Source organism: Aliiroseovarius lamellibrachiae, assembly GCF_018599245.1.
Classification (GTDB): domain Bacteria; phylum Pseudomonadota; class Alphaproteobacteria; order Rhodobacterales; family Rhodobacteraceae; genus Aliiroseovarius; species Aliiroseovarius lamellibrachiae.
On sequence record NZ_JAHEVJ010000006.1, the window covers coordinates 118,954 to 135,355 of the forward strand.

Annotated in this window: 19 protein-coding genes; 10 read left to right on the forward strand and 9 right to left on the reverse strand. The window is 55.2% G+C overall.

Translation table 11 applies throughout. The features are described 5' to 3' along the window. The first annotated feature begins 18 nt into the window (after positions 1-18). Together KKW20_RS11765 and hemH are read left to right on the forward strand one after the other, a co-directional pair. Positions 19-879, forward strand: a complete 861-nt coding sequence (locus KKW20_RS11765; RefSeq protein WP_246534581.1) for a methyltransferase domain-containing protein — start codon at positions 19-21, stop codon at positions 877-879. Between the two features lie 69 nt (positions 880-948). Continuing rightward, the gene (hemH, locus tag KKW20_RS11770; protein ID WP_214568087.1) at positions 949-1,983 is read left to right on the forward strand and encodes a ferrochelatase; all 1,035 of its coding nucleotides are present in this window, start codon (positions 949-951) and stop codon (positions 1,981-1,983) included. Positions 1,984-1,986: 3 nt separating this feature from the next. On the opposite strand, the gene KKW20_RS11775 is transcribed toward hemH, so the two are convergent. Further along, positions 1,987-2,919 carry a glycosyltransferase family protein gene (locus KKW20_RS11775; protein ID WP_214568088.1) on the reverse strand — a complete coding sequence of 311 codons (933 nt, stop codon included), beginning with the start codon at positions 2,917-2,919 and terminating at the stop codon, positions 1,987-1,989. 102 nt (positions 2,920-3,021) lie between these two features. On the opposite strand from KKW20_RS11775, the gene hslV reads away from it, so the two are divergent. Genes hslV through KKW20_RS11790 form a run of 3 tightly spaced genes read left to right on the forward strand, consistent with a single transcriptional unit; the run spans position 3,022 to position 6,035 of the window. After that, entirely contained in the window at positions 3,022-3,579 is a 558-nt protein-coding gene (gene hslV / locus KKW20_RS11780; protein ID WP_214568089.1) for an ATP-dependent protease subunit HslV, read from the forward strand. Beyond that, complete coding sequence (gene hslU / locus KKW20_RS11785; RefSeq protein ID WP_214568090.1) at positions 3,576-4,883, forward strand: ATP-dependent protease ATPase subunit HslU; 1,308 nt, start codon at positions 3,576-3,578, stop codon at positions 4,881-4,883. The genes hslV and hslU overlap by 4 nt, the downstream gene beginning before the upstream one ends. A gap of 57 nt (positions 4,884-4,940) precedes the next feature. Continuing rightward, complete coding sequence (locus KKW20_RS11790; RefSeq protein WP_214568091.1) at positions 4,941-6,035, forward strand: alpha/beta hydrolase; 1,095 nt, start codon at positions 4,941-4,943, stop codon at positions 6,033-6,035. Here KKW20_RS11790 and KKW20_RS11795 read toward each other — a convergent pair whose 3' ends face one another. From KKW20_RS11795 to KKW20_RS11805, 3 genes are read right to left on the reverse strand one after another with little or no spacing between them, the layout of a single operon-like run. Further along, a complete protein-coding gene (locus KKW20_RS11795) occupies positions 6,036-6,629 on the reverse strand; it encodes a Smr/MutS family protein (RefSeq protein WP_214568092.1) in 594 nt (197 codons plus the stop codon). Positions 6,630-6,632: 3 nt separating this feature from the next. Then, positions 6,633-7,679, reverse strand: a complete 1,047-nt coding sequence (mltA, locus tag KKW20_RS11800) for a murein transglycosylase A (RefSeq protein WP_214568093.1) — start codon at positions 7,677-7,679, stop codon at positions 6,633-6,635. Further along, positions 7,676-8,335, reverse strand: coding sequence for a Tim44/TimA family putative adaptor protein (locus tag KKW20_RS11805; protein ID WP_214568094.1), 660 nt, complete (start codon positions 8,333-8,335; stop codon positions 7,676-7,678). Before KKW20_RS11805 ends, mltA begins: the two co-directional genes overlap by 4 nt. A 117-nt stretch (positions 8,336-8,452) precedes the next feature. On the opposite strand from KKW20_RS11805, the gene KKW20_RS11810 reads away from it, so the two are divergent. Continuing rightward, entirely contained in the window at positions 8,453-8,983 is a 531-nt protein-coding gene (locus tag KKW20_RS11810) for an FxsA family protein (protein WP_214568095.1), read from the forward strand. Here KKW20_RS11810 and idi read toward each other — a convergent pair. Beyond that, complete coding sequence (gene idi / locus KKW20_RS11815) at positions 8,963-9,484, reverse strand: isopentenyl-diphosphate delta-isomerase (protein ID WP_214568242.1); 522 nt, start codon at positions 9,482-9,484, stop codon at positions 8,963-8,965. The two genes, KKW20_RS11810 and idi, sit on opposite strands and share 21 nt — an antisense overlap. Before the next feature lie 115 nt (positions 9,485-9,599). Between idi and secB the strand changes: the two genes are divergently transcribed. Then, a complete protein-coding gene (gene secB, locus KKW20_RS11820; protein WP_214568096.1) occupies positions 9,600-10,082 on the forward strand; it encodes a protein-export chaperone SecB in 483 nt (160 codons plus the stop codon). 12 nt (positions 10,083-10,094) lie between these two features. Here the strand turns inward: secB and dnaQ are convergent, their stop codons facing one another. Genes dnaQ through KKW20_RS11840 form a run of 4 tightly spaced genes read right to left on the reverse strand, consistent with a single transcriptional unit; the run spans position 10,095 to position 12,850 of the window. Continuing rightward, positions 10,095-10,832 carry a DNA polymerase III subunit epsilon gene (dnaQ, locus tag KKW20_RS11825; RefSeq protein ID WP_214568097.1) on the reverse strand — a complete coding sequence of 246 codons (738 nt, stop codon included), beginning with the start codon at positions 10,830-10,832 and terminating at the stop codon, positions 10,095-10,097. Further along, on the reverse strand, positions 10,825-11,421 hold the full coding sequence (gene coaE, locus KKW20_RS11830; RefSeq protein ID WP_214568098.1) for a dephospho-CoA kinase: 597 nt from the start codon (positions 11,419-11,421) through the stop codon (positions 10,825-10,827). Before coaE ends, dnaQ begins: the two co-directional genes overlap by 8 nt. After that, positions 11,418-12,254 (reverse strand): shikimate dehydrogenase, encoded by an 837-nt coding sequence (locus KKW20_RS11835; RefSeq protein ID WP_214568099.1) that lies wholly within the window; start codon positions 12,252-12,254, stop codon positions 11,418-11,420. Before KKW20_RS11835 ends, coaE begins: the two co-directional genes overlap by 4 nt. Further along, positions 12,251-12,850 carry a Maf family protein gene (locus tag KKW20_RS11840; RefSeq protein ID WP_214568100.1) on the reverse strand — a complete coding sequence of 200 codons (600 nt, stop codon included), beginning with the start codon at positions 12,848-12,850 and terminating at the stop codon, positions 12,251-12,253. The genes KKW20_RS11835 and KKW20_RS11840 overlap by 4 nt, the downstream gene beginning before the upstream one ends. A 396-nt stretch (positions 12,851-13,246) precedes the next feature. On the opposite strand from KKW20_RS11840, the gene KKW20_RS11845 reads away from it, so the two are divergent. The 3 genes from KKW20_RS11845 (at position 13,247) to mnmE (ending at position 16,401) form a co-directional block, all read left to right on the forward strand. Continuing rightward, positions 13,247-13,696: a CopD family protein gene (locus KKW20_RS11845; protein WP_214568101.1), complete on the forward strand. Its 450-nt coding sequence runs from the start codon at positions 13,247-13,249 to the stop codon at positions 13,694-13,696. A gap of 116 nt (positions 13,697-13,812) precedes the next feature. Further along, positions 13,813-15,084: a transcription termination factor Rho gene (gene rho / locus KKW20_RS11850; protein WP_214568102.1), complete on the forward strand. Its 1,272-nt coding sequence runs from the start codon at positions 13,813-13,815 to the stop codon at positions 15,082-15,084. A gap of 27 nt (positions 15,085-15,111) precedes the next feature. Continuing rightward, positions 15,112-16,401 carry a tRNA uridine-5-carboxymethylaminomethyl(34) synthesis GTPase MnmE gene (gene mnmE / locus KKW20_RS11855; RefSeq protein WP_214568103.1) on the forward strand — a complete coding sequence of 430 codons (1,290 nt, stop codon included), beginning with the start codon at positions 15,112-15,114 and terminating at the stop codon, positions 16,399-16,401. The last annotated feature ends 1 nt before the right edge of the window (position 16,402 follow it).

The window sequence follows — 16,402 nt, forward strand, 5'->3', positions numbered from 1 at the left end:
CTCTTATGGTCCGCGCCCATGACAGATATGCCCCAGACCCCACCAAACCTGACCCAACCAAACCAGAGCCCGCCGAAGCTGACCGATCTTGACCGCCTTGCGCAAAACCGCGCGCGGGCGACAAAAGATGGCATGTTCCTGCAAGAACTGGCCGTTGATGAGATTAAGGATCGCCTCATGATGGTTAACAGAGGGTTTACCAATCCCGCTGTCATCACAGGTTTTCCGGAAATTTGGGCAGAAATCTTGCCAAATACCAAAATTGTGCCCGATCAGGACGTGCTGGATCTGGATCCCGGCGCACATGACCTCGTGATTCACGCCATGTCCCTGCATTGGGCAAATGACCCGATTGGCCAGCTGATCCAAGCACGACATGCCTTGAAGCCCGATGGGCTGATGCTGGGTGTTTGCTTCGGTGGGCAAACCCTGTCCGAACTGCGCGCGGTGCTGGCCGAGATAGAAACCGAGATGTTCGGCGGGCTGTCCCCCCGCGTGGCCCCCATGGGCGAAATCCGCGACCTAGGCGCGCTGTTGCAACGTGCCGGATTTGCCTTGCCCGTTGCCGACAGTCTGACGCGCGATGTGACCTATGCGGATCTTTATGCGCTGTTAAGTGACCTGCGAGGAATGGGCGAACGTAATGCTTTGGCAAGCCGAAACACCCGCCCCATGCCACGGCGGTTTTTTGACGCGGCAAGCACCCGTTATGAGCAGCATTTCACCACAGACGAAGGCCGTATTTCGGCGAATTTTGAACTGATTATCCTGACCGGATGGGCGCCAGACGCAAGCCAGCCCCAACCGCTTCGCCCAGGATCCGCCGCCGCACGTCTGGCGGATGCGTTGGGCACGGATGAGACAAAACTGCCCGATTGAACACGCCGCCATTGACCCACCCCCAAAAGCCGCTATCTGAATGGATAACACAGCGCGCAGGAGCCGATTATGATCATGGAAAAACCCACAGATCACCCACAGGTCAAACCCCGCAAAGTTGGCATCCTTTTTGCCAATCTCGGCACGCCCGACGGGTATGATTATTGGTCAATGCGCCGGTATCTGAGCGAGTTTTTGTCAGACAAACGCGTAATCGATTATCCCGCGTGGAAATGGCAACCCATCTTGCAAGCGATCATCCTGACCAAACGCCCGCGCAGCTCGGGCGAGGCGTATAAATCGATCTGGAACGAGGCCGAGGGTGAAAGCCCGTTGATGACCATCACCAAGCAACAAATTGCCAAGCTGAACGCTGTGTTGACCGAAGAATACGGCGATCAGGTTATGGTCGATTTCTGTATGCGTTACGGCAACCCGTCAACCAAATCAAAAGTCGCTGAAATGGTCTCTAACGGCTGTGATAGGGTCTTGTTCTTCCCGCTGTACCCACAATACGCAGGGGCCACATCTGGCACCGCAAATGACGAATTTTTCCGCGCTTTGATGAATGAGAAATGGCAACCGGCCGCGCGGACCATTGAACCCTATTTCGACGACCCCGCCTATGTGGATGCGCTGGCACAATCGGTTGAACAGGGATACGCCAAGCTCGACAAACGCCCGGATCTTTTGGTGGTGTCTTACCACGGGATGCCCATCCGCTATTTGACCGAAGGCGACCCCTATCATTGCCAATGCCAAAAAGGCACGCGCCTGTTGCGCGAGCGTTTGGGCTGGGATGAAGCCGAGATAAAAACCTCGTTCCAATCGGTGTTCGGGCCGGAAGAATGGCTTAAGCCTTACACGGTGGAAGAGGTCGCGCGCCTGGCGAAAGCTGGCAAAAAGAACATCGCCGTGATTGCGCCAGCCTTCTCGGCCGACTGCATCGAAACGCTTGAGGAAATTCAGGAAGAAATTCAAGAAGCGTTTATTCACGCCGGCGGTGAAAGCTTCACCTATATTCCATGCCTCAACGACGACGATGCGCATATCCAGGCACTGGTTGGCGTGGCAAAGCGCAATCTTGGGGGATGGCTGAAATAGTCTCTATTCCAGCCGCCAACCATGTTCCGTTAGTCGTTTTGCAATTTGATCGTGAACATCCTCAGCGTCTGCCTTGATCGCATTGTGCATGGTGAACCAGTAGAGATATTGGTCAAAGGCAGGGGCGTGGTCAGGCGCCATACGCAGCACCTCAGCCACCCCTAGATCATAAACATTTAGCCCGATGTGATGGAAATCAATCTTGCCGAACAGCACGGCAGGCTTGTGGAAAAAATAGCCCATCAGGGCCGCGGATGAATTTTGGGTGACCACAAAGCGACAGGCGCGCAGCGCGTCCTCCATCCCACCGGTCTGAACTATGAGCTGCGGGTTTTCGGTTGAAACTGTGTCTAACGCAGCCAATTCCGCTTTTGTATAGGTCTCATTTGGATGCAGCCCAATGATGATGGGCATGTCAGGATAAGCCGAGATTGTGGCCTCGATCATCTCCATCGGGGACATGGATTGAAAGCTGCGATGCGCCAGCAAGCGCCCCTGAAGAGCAATGTAAATTGGCCGGTTTTGCGGCGGCGGCTTACTGGCCCGCCCGAACAAATACCCTTGCCATCGACCTGCCCATTTTTCCGCCATATCAGGGTCTATTTCAGCCGGATCAAAGGATTTCAGTGCAACGTCAAACTCCCACCGCTTGTCCGATTTCTCCAATCGCCAGAACGGGAAAAAATAGCTTTTGCGCAGCGTCAACGCGCGGTCATGCAGGGGAGCATCCATCAGGAACAATGCGTAACCTGCGCGGGCGACTGATTTCAAACGCTCTTCGTCACTATTGCGGCGCAATTCCACCCGAAACCCGCGCGCCTCCAGCGTTTCGCGGATCCGGGCCACCACATGAAAACCGCCCGCACGCACCTGCTCAAGGCGGTTGTCGCTCAGATAAATCCGCAGGAGCTTTTTGTGTAACCGGTGATCATCCATATCCGCACGCTATCAACGCCGCATTCCGGGAACAAGAACCTGTCTGACCCTTGCCCCCTCTCCGTCGCATGTCCATATAGGATACGAACAAACGGAGGCAACATGGCAGAGAACGAGTTTCCCGGCTGGCACGGCACCACCATCATTGGGGTGCGCAAAGGTGGAAAAGTGGTTGTGGCAGGTGACGGACAAGTCAGCCTTGGCCAAACCGTGATCAAGGGCACCGCGCGCAAGGTGCGCAGGCTGTCCCCCGGCGGATTTGATGTTGTGGCGGGGTTTGCGGGATCTACGGCGGACGCCTTTACCTTGCTTGAACGGCTGGAAGTCAAACTCGAAGCGACGCCCGGCCAATTGGCGCGCGCCTCTGTTGAGCTTGCCAAAGACTGGCGCACAGATAAATACCTGCAAAAGCTGGAAGCAATGTTGATCGTGACCGACGGCACCGATCTTTTTGTGATCACCGGCGCGGGCGACGTGCTGGAACCCGAACATGACGTGGCCGCAATTGGATCGGGGGGCAACTTCGCGCTTGCCGCCGCGCGCGGTTTGATGGACAGCGAAGAAGACGCCGAAGTGATTGCCCGCAAAGCGATGGCCATCGCCGCCGACATTTGCGTCTATACCAACGGCAAATTGACGGTTGAGGAAATCAGCAAATGACCGACCTAACCCCCCGCGAAATCGTATCCGAACTTGACCGGTTTATCATTGGCCAGAGCGACGCCAAGCGCGCGGTTGCCGTGGCGCTGCGCAACCGCTGGCGACGCAAGCAATTGGGTGATGATCTGCGTGACGAGGTGTATCCTAAGAACATCCTGATGATCGGGCCAACCGGCGTGGGCAAAACCGAAATTTCGCGCCGCTTGGCAAAGCTCGCCCGCGCGCCGTTTCTAAAGGTGGAGGCCACCAAATTCACAGAAGTGGGCTATGTGGGTCGCGACGTGGAACAGATCATCCGCGATCTGGTGGACGCGGCGATCATCTCCACCCGTGAGCACATGCGCGATGACGTGCGCGCCAACGCCGAGGCGAACGCCGAAGAACGCGTGATCGAGGCGATTGCCGGCACCGATGCGCGCGACGCCACCCGCGAAATGTTCCGTAAAAAGCTGCGCGATGGATTGCTGGATGACACGGTGATCGAACTGGATGTCGCCGACACGTCCAACCCGATGCAAATGTTTGATATGCCGGGACAACCGGGGCAGGGCATGGGAATGCTGAACCTTGGCGACATGTTTGGCAAAGCCATGGGCGGGCGCACCACGCGCCGAAAAATGACCGTGCGCGAAAGCTATGATGTGCTGCTCGGTGAAGAGGCTGACAAGCTGTTGGACGATGAGACCGTGACCAAAGCCGCGCTTGAAGCGGTTGAGCAAAACGGCATCGTGTTCTTGGATGAGATCGACAAGGTTTGCGCCCGACAAGAGGCGCGCGGTGGCGATGTCAGCCGCGAAGGTGTACAGCGCGACCTACTGCCCTTGATCGAGGGCACCACGGTTTCCACAAAACATGGCGCGGTGAAAACCGACCACATCCTCTTCATCGCATCCGGCGCATTCCACATTGCTAAGCCATCGGATTTATTGCCAGAATTGCAAGGGCGCCTACCCATCCGGGTTGAGCTTCGCGCCCTGACCGAAGAAGATTTTGTGCGCATCCTGACCGAAACCGACAACGCGCTGACCCTGCAATACACCGCCTTGATGGGCACAGAAGAGGTCACCGTTGAGTTCACCGAAGAGGGGATCAAGGCGCTGGCCAAAATCGCCGCAGACGTGAACCGTGACGTGGAAAACATTGGCGCGCGACGGCTTTACACCGTGCTGGAGCGTGTGTTCGAAGAGCTGAGCTTTAGCGCCCCGGATCGCGCTGGCGAATCCGTGACCGTTGATCAGAATTTCGTCGACAAAAACCTTGGCGAGCTGGTGAAATCCACCGACACAAGCCGCTACGTGCTGTAACAGACTGGTCAGATCAGGCGCACTCGGGTATCCGTTACATAATTTCGGAGACTGAGTTTGCGCCTGATCATCCATATTAGCTTGATCCTAACCCTTGCCGCCTGTGCACCGCGCGGCAAACTGACCTTTTACGCCGGCGCGGGAGAGGTGGGCGATGTGCAGCGCATTTTTGTTGGCACAACGCGCGATATTGACGAAACTGGCTTTCCCTCTGGCAAACGCGGCGAAAAACTGATGCTCGGCAGTGTCGATGTGTCGATCCCGCCTGACCGCGCCCCCGGCAGTGTGATTTGGCCCAACCGTAAGACCCCAGATCCGCAAAAACACTTTCTCGTCGATGACTTCGCGGTGCACGAAACCAAAGCCAAGTTTCAGGCCGCCATCCAGCGTGAATTGCGCAACCGCACTGGCGATGCGCGGGTCGCGGTGATCTTTGTGCACGGCTTCAACAACCGGTTTTCCGAAGGGCTGTATCGCTTTGCGCAGCTGGTCGAGGATCTGAATTTGCCGTTCTTGCCGGTGCATTATTCCTGGCCCAGTGCCGGGCATCCATTGGGCTATGGTTATGACCGGGATTCCATGCTGTTTGGCCGCGACGGGCTGGAAACTTTGATCGAAACCGTATCGCAAGCTGGGGTAAAAGACGTGCTGCTTGTGGGGCATTCCATGGGCGCGCTTTTGACAATGGAAAGTCTGCGCCAGCTTTCGATAGCGGGCAAAACCCGCACCCTCAACAAAATTGGCGGCGTCGTTTTGCTGTCACCGGACATTGATATTGATATCTTTCGCCAACAGGCAAAGCGGATTGGAAAACTACCACAACCCTTCTACATTTTTTCATCAACCAAAGACCGTGCGCTTCGTCTGTCCGCTGGGTTAACTGGGCAATCTGAACGGCTGGGCAACACGGCGGACATCAAACCGCTGGCTGATTTGGATGTGACCCTTGTGGATCTTTCCGCCTTTAGTGACGGCGCGCAAGATCACAATGTGGCCTTTGCGTCACCTGCATTTTTGCGACTTTTGAACAGTATTCCGGATATTGGCGGCGCCTATGGGACGGATTCAAGCAATCGCCCCGGCTTGCTTCCCGGAACTGTTTTGGTGGTACAAAACGCAACGCAATTGGTCATTCCAAACACGCTGAAATAATCACCGCAGCCGGCGCAGATACACGTAATAGGCCCCTTGGCCACCATGTTTCAAATGCGCTTCGGTGATCTGCAAGACGTGTTGCTTAAGCGGCGACATATGTAACCAATGGGGCACCTGATGGCGCAGCACACCGTGGTGCACCGGAATAGGGCCGCCGTCATCACGATGCTTGCCTTTCCCTGTGATCACCAGCACCAAACGGCGCTCTGCCGCAACAGCATCGAGAATAAACCGCAACAGAACCGGATGCGCGCGCGCCATGGTCATGCCATGCAGGTCAATGCGGGCCTCAGGTGACAGCCGCCCCTTTTTCATTTTGCCAAAGGTTTTACGATCCATCGCCACATGCTGCGCGGCCACTTGTTCGGCCATTGTTGGCGCAAGATCATGCAGGTTGCTGCGGGGTTTTGCGGTTTGACCAATGCGAAATCTGGGCTGTTTTACCTCGGGTAGTTTTGGTGGCTGAAACACTGTTTCAGGCGTAACAGGGTCTTTTTCTTTGCGAATTGGATGCAGGCGTTCGGTGTTGTCCGCAACCTTTTTCCACAACATCTTTTCATCTTCACTAAGCCCACGGGGACGTCGCGCCATGGCCTAATCCTCCGTCTCAAGCGCATAGGCGCGCTGGATGGGGAACAGCACCAACATGCGGCCACCATCGCGGATTTTCCCCGCACGCTTGCCCGCTTCAATCCCGGTGCCCCAAAAGATATCCGCCCGCTGCGCGCCCTTTACCCGCGACCCGGTGTCTTGGGCAATCATCAGACGATTAAAGGGGTCGGCCCCGGATTTTTCCAACCAAACAGGGGCCCCAAGCGGGGTGTATTTTGGATCAACCGCAAGCGACCGATGCGCAGTGATCGACCGGTTCATTGCCCCAAGCGGCCCCTTATGGGTCGGCACGCGTGAGACTTTGCGAAAGAACACATAAGAGGGGTTGGACATCAGCAGATCCTGCCCCTCAACCGGGTTACGCTGCACCCAATTGCGGATCACCTGTTGGGACACTTGGTGCCGGTTATAAATCCCCCGACGCACCAGTTCATTCCCCAGCGACTTAAACGCATGGCCGTTGTTGCCGCCATACCCCACGCGGAGCGCGGATCCATCAGGCAGGCGAATACGGCCGGAGCCTTGGATTTGCAGAAACTGAAGGTCGACCGGATCCGCCACCCAAGCAATCTCAAGCCCGCGCCCTTGCAGGATCCCGCCCTCTTCAATGGCGCGACGGGGCACAAACGCCTCGCCCGATTTCAGCTCTGGTGGTTTACGATATAGGGGATAGCGGTAGGTGTCAGATTGATACCGTGACCCCAGAATTTCCGGCTCGTAATAGGCGGTGAACAGGGGGGCTGCGTTGTTTTCAATCAGAACCGGACGAAAGAACAGCTCAAAAAAAGCGCGGCCAGACGATTGGTGCTGGGCAACGCGACATAGCGGCCGCCAAAGGGGGTCGTCCAAATCAATACAGGTTTCGATAAAAACCGAAAGGGCGGCGTCATGATTGTCGTCCGCCCATCCGGTCAGGTCTGAATACTCCACCACCCGGGCGCGGGCATCCAGGGGCAGTGCATCCCCCAATCCCGCATAGGACGGCGTGCCCAAAAGGGCCAGCGCGATTGCCAGCCCCCGCAAAATCATCCGCCCGTAGCGACCAATTGCCAGTTTGGATTGTCCGCACCCATTTTGCGCGCAAAGGTCCAGATATCTTTCTGGCGCTTCACCTCATTGGGGTTGCCTTCGATGATGTCACCGCCTTTGTCGCGCACAACAGACGTCAGTTCGCCCACAAAACGCACGGTGACTTCGCCGGTTTGGGTGGCGCTGTCATAATGCGCGTCTTCCAATTTCAGCTCACGCAGACCAACAAAGTTCGCCTCGACGCTCAGGCCCTGGGCGCGGCGATTTTCAACCACCGTTGCAAAGCTTTCATAGACCTCATCCGACAGGAACGGCTTGATGTCGGCCATTTCGCCAGCCTCAAACCCCATCAGGATCATTTCATAAGCACCACGCGCACCGCCAAGGAATTCCCCCACCGAAAAGCTAGGTTCCTGGGCTTTCATCGCCACCAACGCCCGCGCAGCATCACTTTTTTCATCGACATGGTCAGTGATATCGCTGTCTGGACCACCTTCGATCACTTCAAATGCCTCACGATCTGGGCGCTTGCCCTCTTGTCGTGCGACTTGTGGTTTTTCAAAGCCTTCGCGCGTGCCAAGCACATCGCGCAAGCGCAAGATCAGGAACAATGCGATGCCAGCCAGCACCAATAACTGGATCAGGGGTGAACTCATGAGAACCTCTTTTGAACCTCTTTTACGGGGCGCTCTGGAAACGCCTTTGCAGGGAACATATGTAAGTATTGTGTGGGAACAAGTCTACCACGCGAAATGCAAGAAATGAGGTTCATCATGTGGCTCTTTGCCCTGTTCATCGCCGTTCCGCTGATTGAGATCGGACTTTTCATCCAGGTTGGTGGCGTGATTGGCCTGTGGCCGACCCTTTTGGTGGTCATTTTGACAGCCGTCATCGGCACGCAACTGATGCGCGCACAAGGGGCGCATGCAATGTCACAACTGCGCAATAGCTTTGGACAAATGCAGGATCCGACCGAGCCTTTGGCCCATGGCGCGATGATCCTGTTTTCCGGCGCGCTTTTGCTGACACCCGGCTTTTTCACCGATGCCGTTGGCTTTGCACTTTTGATACCAGCATTTCGCACGATGGTTTTCAATTACCTCCGCTCGCGCGTAAAAGTTCAAAGTTTTTCAATGGGTCAGGGGACAGATCACGGCATGCACGGCCAGAATATGGGGCGGGCGCCCAGACACCCTCAGCACGGGCAAGACGACGTAATTGATGGCGATTTCACCGATGTCTCGCCAGACAAACGCCCCACACATGAGGTCGAAAAAGGCCCGTCAGGCTGGACCAAACACTGAGGCTTTATGGTCGCGCAGATAGATGCGCAACCAAGGCGTAAACGCGTCGGGGGATTTGGCAATCTCAGCTTCCAACCGGGCCAAATTCACCCAACGCACCGCCTGAACCTCGTCTGGGTTCAACGCCAAGGCGGGATGCGTGTCGCAATGGATCACAAAAAGGTCAACAACCTCATGTTCGACCATTCCGCCACCCACATCGGCGCGATATTCTAGGTTTTCCATCCAAATTGGCTCGAGCCCGGTAATCCCCAGCTCTTCTTTCAACCGCCGGACAGAGCACACTTTGGGATCCTCACCCCAAGCCGGATGCGTACAACAGGTGTTCGCCCACAGGTTCGGCGTATGATACTTTCCGCCCGCACGCTGCTGGATCAGCACCTCACCGTTGCAAATCACAAATACCGAAATCGCCTTGTGACGCAGCCCTTTCAGGTGCGCTTCAAGTTTGCCAACCGGCATCAATGTGCCATCAACCCAAGTGGGGATCATCGTATCCATCCAAGCCATTTACCCGGTTCTGCGCGCCCAGAAAAGCCCCTCAAATCGCATCGGTTGTATGCCCTCCGCCAAGGTGTTAGGCATTTGCCCAAACATATTTCTCAAGGAGAGCCCCATGGCCGAGGAACAAACCGCACCACTGCCGCCCAAAATGCAGGTTCTGGGTCAGTACATCCGTGACATGTCATTCGAAAACATCCTCGCCCAAAAAGGCGTGGAAGGCGAAGTACAGCCCGACATCAGTGTCGAAGTGGCGCTGGATGCGAAAAAACGCCCGATCGACAATCAGTATGAAATCACCACGAAATATACCGTGGGATCCAAAAACAAATCCGGCGGCGAGCAATTGTTCCTGCTGGAGCTGGAGTACGCAGGTATTTTCCAAGTGGAAAACGTACCGGATGACCAAATTCATCCGTTCCTGATGATCGAATGCCCACGCATGTTGTTCCCCTTCGTGCGCCGCATCGTATCAGACGTGACCCGCGATGGCGGCTTCCCGCCACTGAACCTTGATACCGTTGATTTCCTTGCACTTTACCGTGCTGAAATTGAACGCCGTGCAGCGGCAGAAGCTGCACAAGCGCCCACCAACTAAAGGGGTTTCAGCTTAGTCTGAAAACGTCTTCCACAATGCATCGTCGCCCAGCTTGCCGACAAATTCGGCATGGGCGGCGGTCTCTTCCTCAGAAATCCGTGAGGGCAGGGGATTGGGCCGCGCTGACGGTCGCCAACTGTCGCCAATTGCCGCATCAGAGCTGCCGTCTTGTGGCCCGCCCGCCAGCACCAGATCAGGCTGCCGCCCGCCGATCAGCTCTAGATACACTTCCGCCAAAATCTGACTGTCCAACAGCGCGCCGTGCAATGTTCGCGAGGCATTATTGATGTCAAACCGACGGCACAACGCATCCAAAGACGCAGGCGATCCTGGGAATTTCTTGCGGGCAATTGCCAGCGTATCCAAGGCGCGCTCCCACGGAAGCTCTTGATATCCCATCCATTTCAGCTCTGCGTTCAAAAACTTCATATCAAACGCTGCATTGTGGATGACCAGTTTTGCATCGCCGATGAAATCCATGAATGCGCGGCCAACCTCTTTGAACACGGGCTTGTCCTTCAACAACACTTCGCCCTTTTCCGCAGGGCGCGGCGTCGACAACAGATCCGGCCCAATCCCGTGCACGCCAAACGCCTCATCCGGCATTCCACGTTCTGGATTGATGTATTGGTGATAGGTGCGGCCCGTGGGCATGTGGTTGATCAGCTCAAGACACCCAATTTCCACAATCCGGTCGCCCATTTTTGGGTCGAATCCGGTGGTTTCCGTATCAAGTACGATTTCACGCATCCAGCTTCTCCTGAATATGGTCCAAAACTTCTTGAACGGCGGCTTTGGCCCCCTCAAGCGTTTCGGTAGGGATAATCACATCAGCGCGGGCTCGTTTCTCGGAATCAGGGACTTGCTTGGCCAAGATCGCCTCAAATTGCGCCTCTGACATCGTACCGCGCTCAAGCACGCGGGCCCGTTGAAGTTCGGCCGGGGCAGAGACGACAACCACCAGATCCACATGTTCGTGGGCGCCAATCTCAAACAGCAGCGGCATATCCAGAAGCACGATATCAGTCTCTGTTTCAGCCAAAAACCGTGCGCGATCCTCGGCGACAAGGGGATGCACGATTTGTTCAAGCTTCGCCAGCGCGGAGGGATCTCGGGTCATCCAATCCTTTAACGCGTCCCGGTCGACAGCGCCCGCGATGATCGCCTCGGGGCAAATCCCACGAACAGGCTCAACCGCGGCACCGCCCGCCGCATAAATCCGATGCACAGCAGCATCCGCATCCCAAATTGGCACGCCGACCGCCTGAAACATTTTGGCGGTCGTGGATTTCCCCATGCCGATAGAGCCGGTCAAACCGATAATATAAGGGCCGCTCATTTACCAAGCACCGCACGGCGCAAGCCATCATCCACCACGGGGCGCTGACCAAACCAACGCTCGAACCCGGGAGCGGCCTGATGCAAAAGCATTCCCAGCCCGTCCACCGTGGTGCAACCCGCCGCATTTGCCGCCTGAAGAAACTGGGTTTGCAGCGGCGTATAGACCAAATCTGTCACCACCTGACCCGGTTTTAGCCCATCAAGCGGCACGCGCAGTTCGGGTTTACCCACCATCCCGAGCGAGGTTGTGTTCACCACCGTCACCGCCTCGTCGATCATATTTCCTGCCTGAACCCAATCAATGACGTGGATACGCGTGCCAAATTCAGACCGCAGCCCATCGGCACGGGTGCGGGTGCGATTTGAAAGATAAATCTCTGGCACGCCGATCTCAAGCAGTGACGCAATAATGGCACGCGCGGCGCCACCTGCGCCCAAAATCGCCGCCGGACCCGCCTTTGGATCCCAGCTGGGTGCGCCTTGGCGCAAGTTTTCAATAAACCCGTAACCATCTGTATTATCAGCGTGAATTTGACCATCATTGCGGAAAATCAATGTGTTGGCCGCGCCCATCAATGCGGCACGATCTGTCACCAGATCCGCCATTTTCAACGCCGCCTCTTTATGGGGAATGGTCACATTACAGCCCACAAACCCCGCCTTGGGTAAGGTGCGGATCACCTGTTCCAGATTGTCCACGCTGACGCGCATCGGGATATAATGGCCGGGCAGGCCCATGGTTTTCAGCCAATAGCCATGCAAACGCGGCGACAGGGAATGTTCAATCGGGTCGCCGATGACGCCCGCCAGGGGAATTCGGTGTTCGCTCATATGTCCAGCTCTCCTCGCGTGATCAGATATGACAGCAGCTCTGTCAGGGGCAAACCCAAAACATTGAAATAATCGCCATCAACCTTGGCAAACAATCGCACGCCCTCTTCTTCAAGCTTATATCCACCGACCGAATGGCGAATACTGTCCCAGTTTCGGTCCACATAATCGGCAATATATTGCGTGCTAAGTTCACGCATTTTAAGACGCACCATACCAACGTGGCGCCACAGGGGTTCGCCATTTTTATAGAGGACAGCGGCTGAAAAAAGCCGGTGGGTCATTCCGGACATGGTGGTCAGCTGGGCAATCGCATCATCAGCGTCACGGGGTTTTGACATAACCTCACCGCCCAAATCTGCCACCTGATCACAGCCCAACACCAGCGCATCGCGATGTTTCTCGCTGATTTTGCGCGCTTTGAACTCTGCAAGCGCATCCGCAAGGTCACGGGACGACGCACCCTCGGCCTTTAAAGACGTCTTAATCATATCTTCATCAATCCTTGCTGGAATAACATCAAAGTTAACGCCCGCATTACGCAACAATTGCGCGCGGATGTCAGAGCCAGAGGCGAGGATGATTTGATCGGTCATAGGATAACCCTGTGGAAAAACTCTGTTTGTTCCGGTGTTCGGTTCGGTGGGAAACGGCCCCTCTCGGTGAACCTGCGGATAGATTGGCGTTTATTAAGACAGTTTCCTGTATTCTTCCACTGTTGAGAAGTTTTCCACGGGGTAAAAATCATCGCGCTTCCTGTCGAAGTTCCCCACATGGTTATCCCCAGACCCTGACCAAGGATTGCCCCAGTAAAATTGAGGATCTGACAAACTGTCCACTGTCGGCTTAAGGATTTGTCCACTTGTGTAAAACTCATGGCATAAATCATTAATCCCCATTATCCACAGGCCCTACATAATCATCATCTTTTCTTCTTATATATATTTATTTTAAGTAAGGATGATCGGGACAGATAAGAAGGCAGGCTTAGAATGGGTGATGTTCTCTCTGATTGGTATTTCTTGACCAAATCTCTCCATATCGTTTCGGTCATTGCTTGGATGGCCGGAATTTTCTATTTGCCGCGCTTGTTTGTCTATCACGTTGAAGAGGTGGGATCAGGCAATGAAACGGATCAGCTGTTTCAAACCATGGAACGCCGCCTTCTAAAAGCGATCATGAATCCGGCGATGATTTCCACCTGGATCTTTGGCCTGTGTCTGGTGGCCACACCGGGGATTGTCGATTGGTCGATGATCTGGCCCTGGCTAAAAGGCGGGTCGGTGATTGCGATGACATGGTTTCACATGTGGCTCGGGGCAAGGCGCAAGGAATTCGCGGCCGGGACCAATACACTCGCCGGACGCCGCTATCGCATGATGAACGAAGTTCCGACGCTTTTGATGCTTATCATCGTCTTTTCCGTGATCTTCAAATTCTGAGTTTGTTGACTCAGACGTAAATGCAGCTTATGTGCGGATAAAGCAGGCCGTCCGGCCAATTGCATTTCCCTTTTTAAAATGAGACCGCGTTTCACGTTGTCCGCGTAGGAATACCCATGTCAGAAAACCGTCTGAACCTGTCCGAGCTGAAAGCCCACAGCCCCAAAGACCTTGTGGCGATGGCCGAAGAGCTTGAGATTGAAAACGCATCCACCATGCGCAAAGGCGAGATGATGTTCTCGATCTTGAAAGAACGCGCGGATGATGAATGGGTGATTGGCGGCGAAGGCGTGCTGGAGGTTGTGCAAGACGGCTTTGGTTTTCTGCGCGCACCCGAAGCCAACTATCTGCCCGGTCCTGACGATATCTATGTCTCGCCTGATGTGATCCGCCAACATTCGCTGCGCACTGGTGACACCATCGAAGGCATCATTCAGGCGCCCGGCGACAATGAGAACTATTTTGCGATCACCATCGTTGAAAAGATCAACTTTGAGGATCCTGAAAAGGCCAAACACAAAGTTGCCTTTGACAACCTGACCCCACTTTACCCCGATGAACGTCTGAAGATGGAGATTGAAGACCCCACCATCAAAGACCGTTCCGCGCGGATCATTGATCTTGTGGCGCCGATCGGGAAAGGCCAACGTTCGCTGATCGTTGCCCCACCACGCACCGGTAAAACCGTGCTGTTGCAAAACATCGCCCACTCGATCGAGCAAAACCACCCGGAATGTTACCTCATTGTGCTGCTCATTGACGAGCGCCCGGAAGAGGTGACAGACATGCAGCGGTCCGTGAAAGGCGAAGTTGTGTCGTCCACCTTTGATGAACCCGCCACGCGCCACGTTGCTGTGTCTGAAATGGTGATTGAAAAGGCCAAGCGCCTTGTTGAACATAAACGCGATGTTGTGATCCTGCTCGACAGTATCACCCGCCTTGGCCGCGCGTTTAACACCACTGTGCCGTCGTCCGGTAAGGTTCTGACCGGTGGTGTCGATGCAAACGCGCTTCAACGTCCTAAGCGCTTCTTTGGGGCTGCACGGAACATCGAAGAGGGTGGGTCGCTGACCATCATCTCAACCGCGCTGATCGACACCGGGTCGCGGATGGACGAGGTTATCTTTGAAGAATTCAAAGGGACTGGTAACTCCGAGATTGTTTTGGACCGCAAAGTGGCCGACAAACGCGTTTTCCCGGCCATCGACATCCTCAAATCCGGCACCCGGAAAGAAGAGCTGTTGGTGGATTCAAAAGACCTGCAGAAAACATATGTTCTGCGCCGGATTTTGAACCCAATGGGCACAACAGATGCTGTTGAGTTCCTGATTTCAAAGCTGAAACAGACCAAGTCAAACGGCGAGTTCTTCGACTCGATGAATACGTAACTTCTGTTTTAAAACAATGGCTTAGATATGGATACGATCTTTGCACTTGCATCTGCCCGCGGCAAAGCGGGCGTGGCTGTGGTCCGGATTTCCGGGCCACAAGCATTTCAGGCGGCCACCACGTTGGCAGGCAAATTGCCTGCGCCACGAAAAGCTGGGCTGCGACGTCTGTCCACGCTTGATGGGATCTTTCTGGACGAAGCACTGGTGTTGATCTTTGAAGATAACGCCAGCTTTACCGGCGAGCAGATCGTCGAATTACAGTTGCATGGCTCCACCGCGGTGGTGCGCGCTGTATTGGCAGAGCTTGGGAAAATCGAAAACCTGCGAATGGCAGAACCAGGGGAGTTTACCCGCCGCGCGCTGGAAAATGAACGTATGGATTTGGCGCAAGTCGAGGGTCTCGCCGATCTGTTGGATGCCGAAACTGAAGCGCAGCGTAAGCAGGCATTAAAGGTGCTTTCCGGTGCATTGGGTGAGATCGCAGAAGGCTGGCGACGGGATCTGATACGTGCCGCCGCGCTGCTAGAAGCGACCATTGATTTTGCCGATGAAGACGTGCCCGTTGATGTTTCGCCCGAAGTCGGCGCTTTGATGAACGGCGTGATAACTTCACTGACCAAAGAGGTTGAAGGAACCCGGATTGCCGAACGCATCCGGGATGGGTTTGAAATCGCGATCGTCGGCCCGCCAAACGCCGGGAAGTCGACACTTCTGAATGCGCTTGCTGGCCGGGATGCGGCGATCACCTCGGAATTCGCGGGGACCACACGGGACGTGATCGAAGTTCGGATGGATCTAGCCGGTTTGCCCGTGACCTTGCTCGACACTGCTGGTATTCGCGAAGCGGCGGACTATGTGGAAAGCGTTGGGATCGATCGCGCGCTTGATCGCGCCAATGCAGCGGATCTTCGCATTTTCTTACTGGAAAACAGCGACGATCAGCCACCGTTCCCGCCAAGTGTTGATGATATCGTGGCGATTGGTAAGGCTGATCTTTCTTCCGGAGGCGGGTTCCGATTGTCTGGAAAAACCGGTCTTGGCGTCGATCAACTGATTGAAAAGATCACCAGCATCTTGGAAGATCGCGTTCAATCCGTGGGTATCGCAACCCGTGAACGCCACCGTCAGGAAATGACCCGCGCTTTGGATGCTTTGGATCAGGCGCTGATTGAGGTACAGTTCGGCGAAGATCGCGCCGAACTTGCAGCGGAAGAGCTGAGAACAGCGATCAGGGCGCTGGATTCGCTGGTTGGCCGCGTAGATGTAGAAATGATCTTGGATGAAATTTTTTCAAGCTTCTGTCTTGGAAAATGAT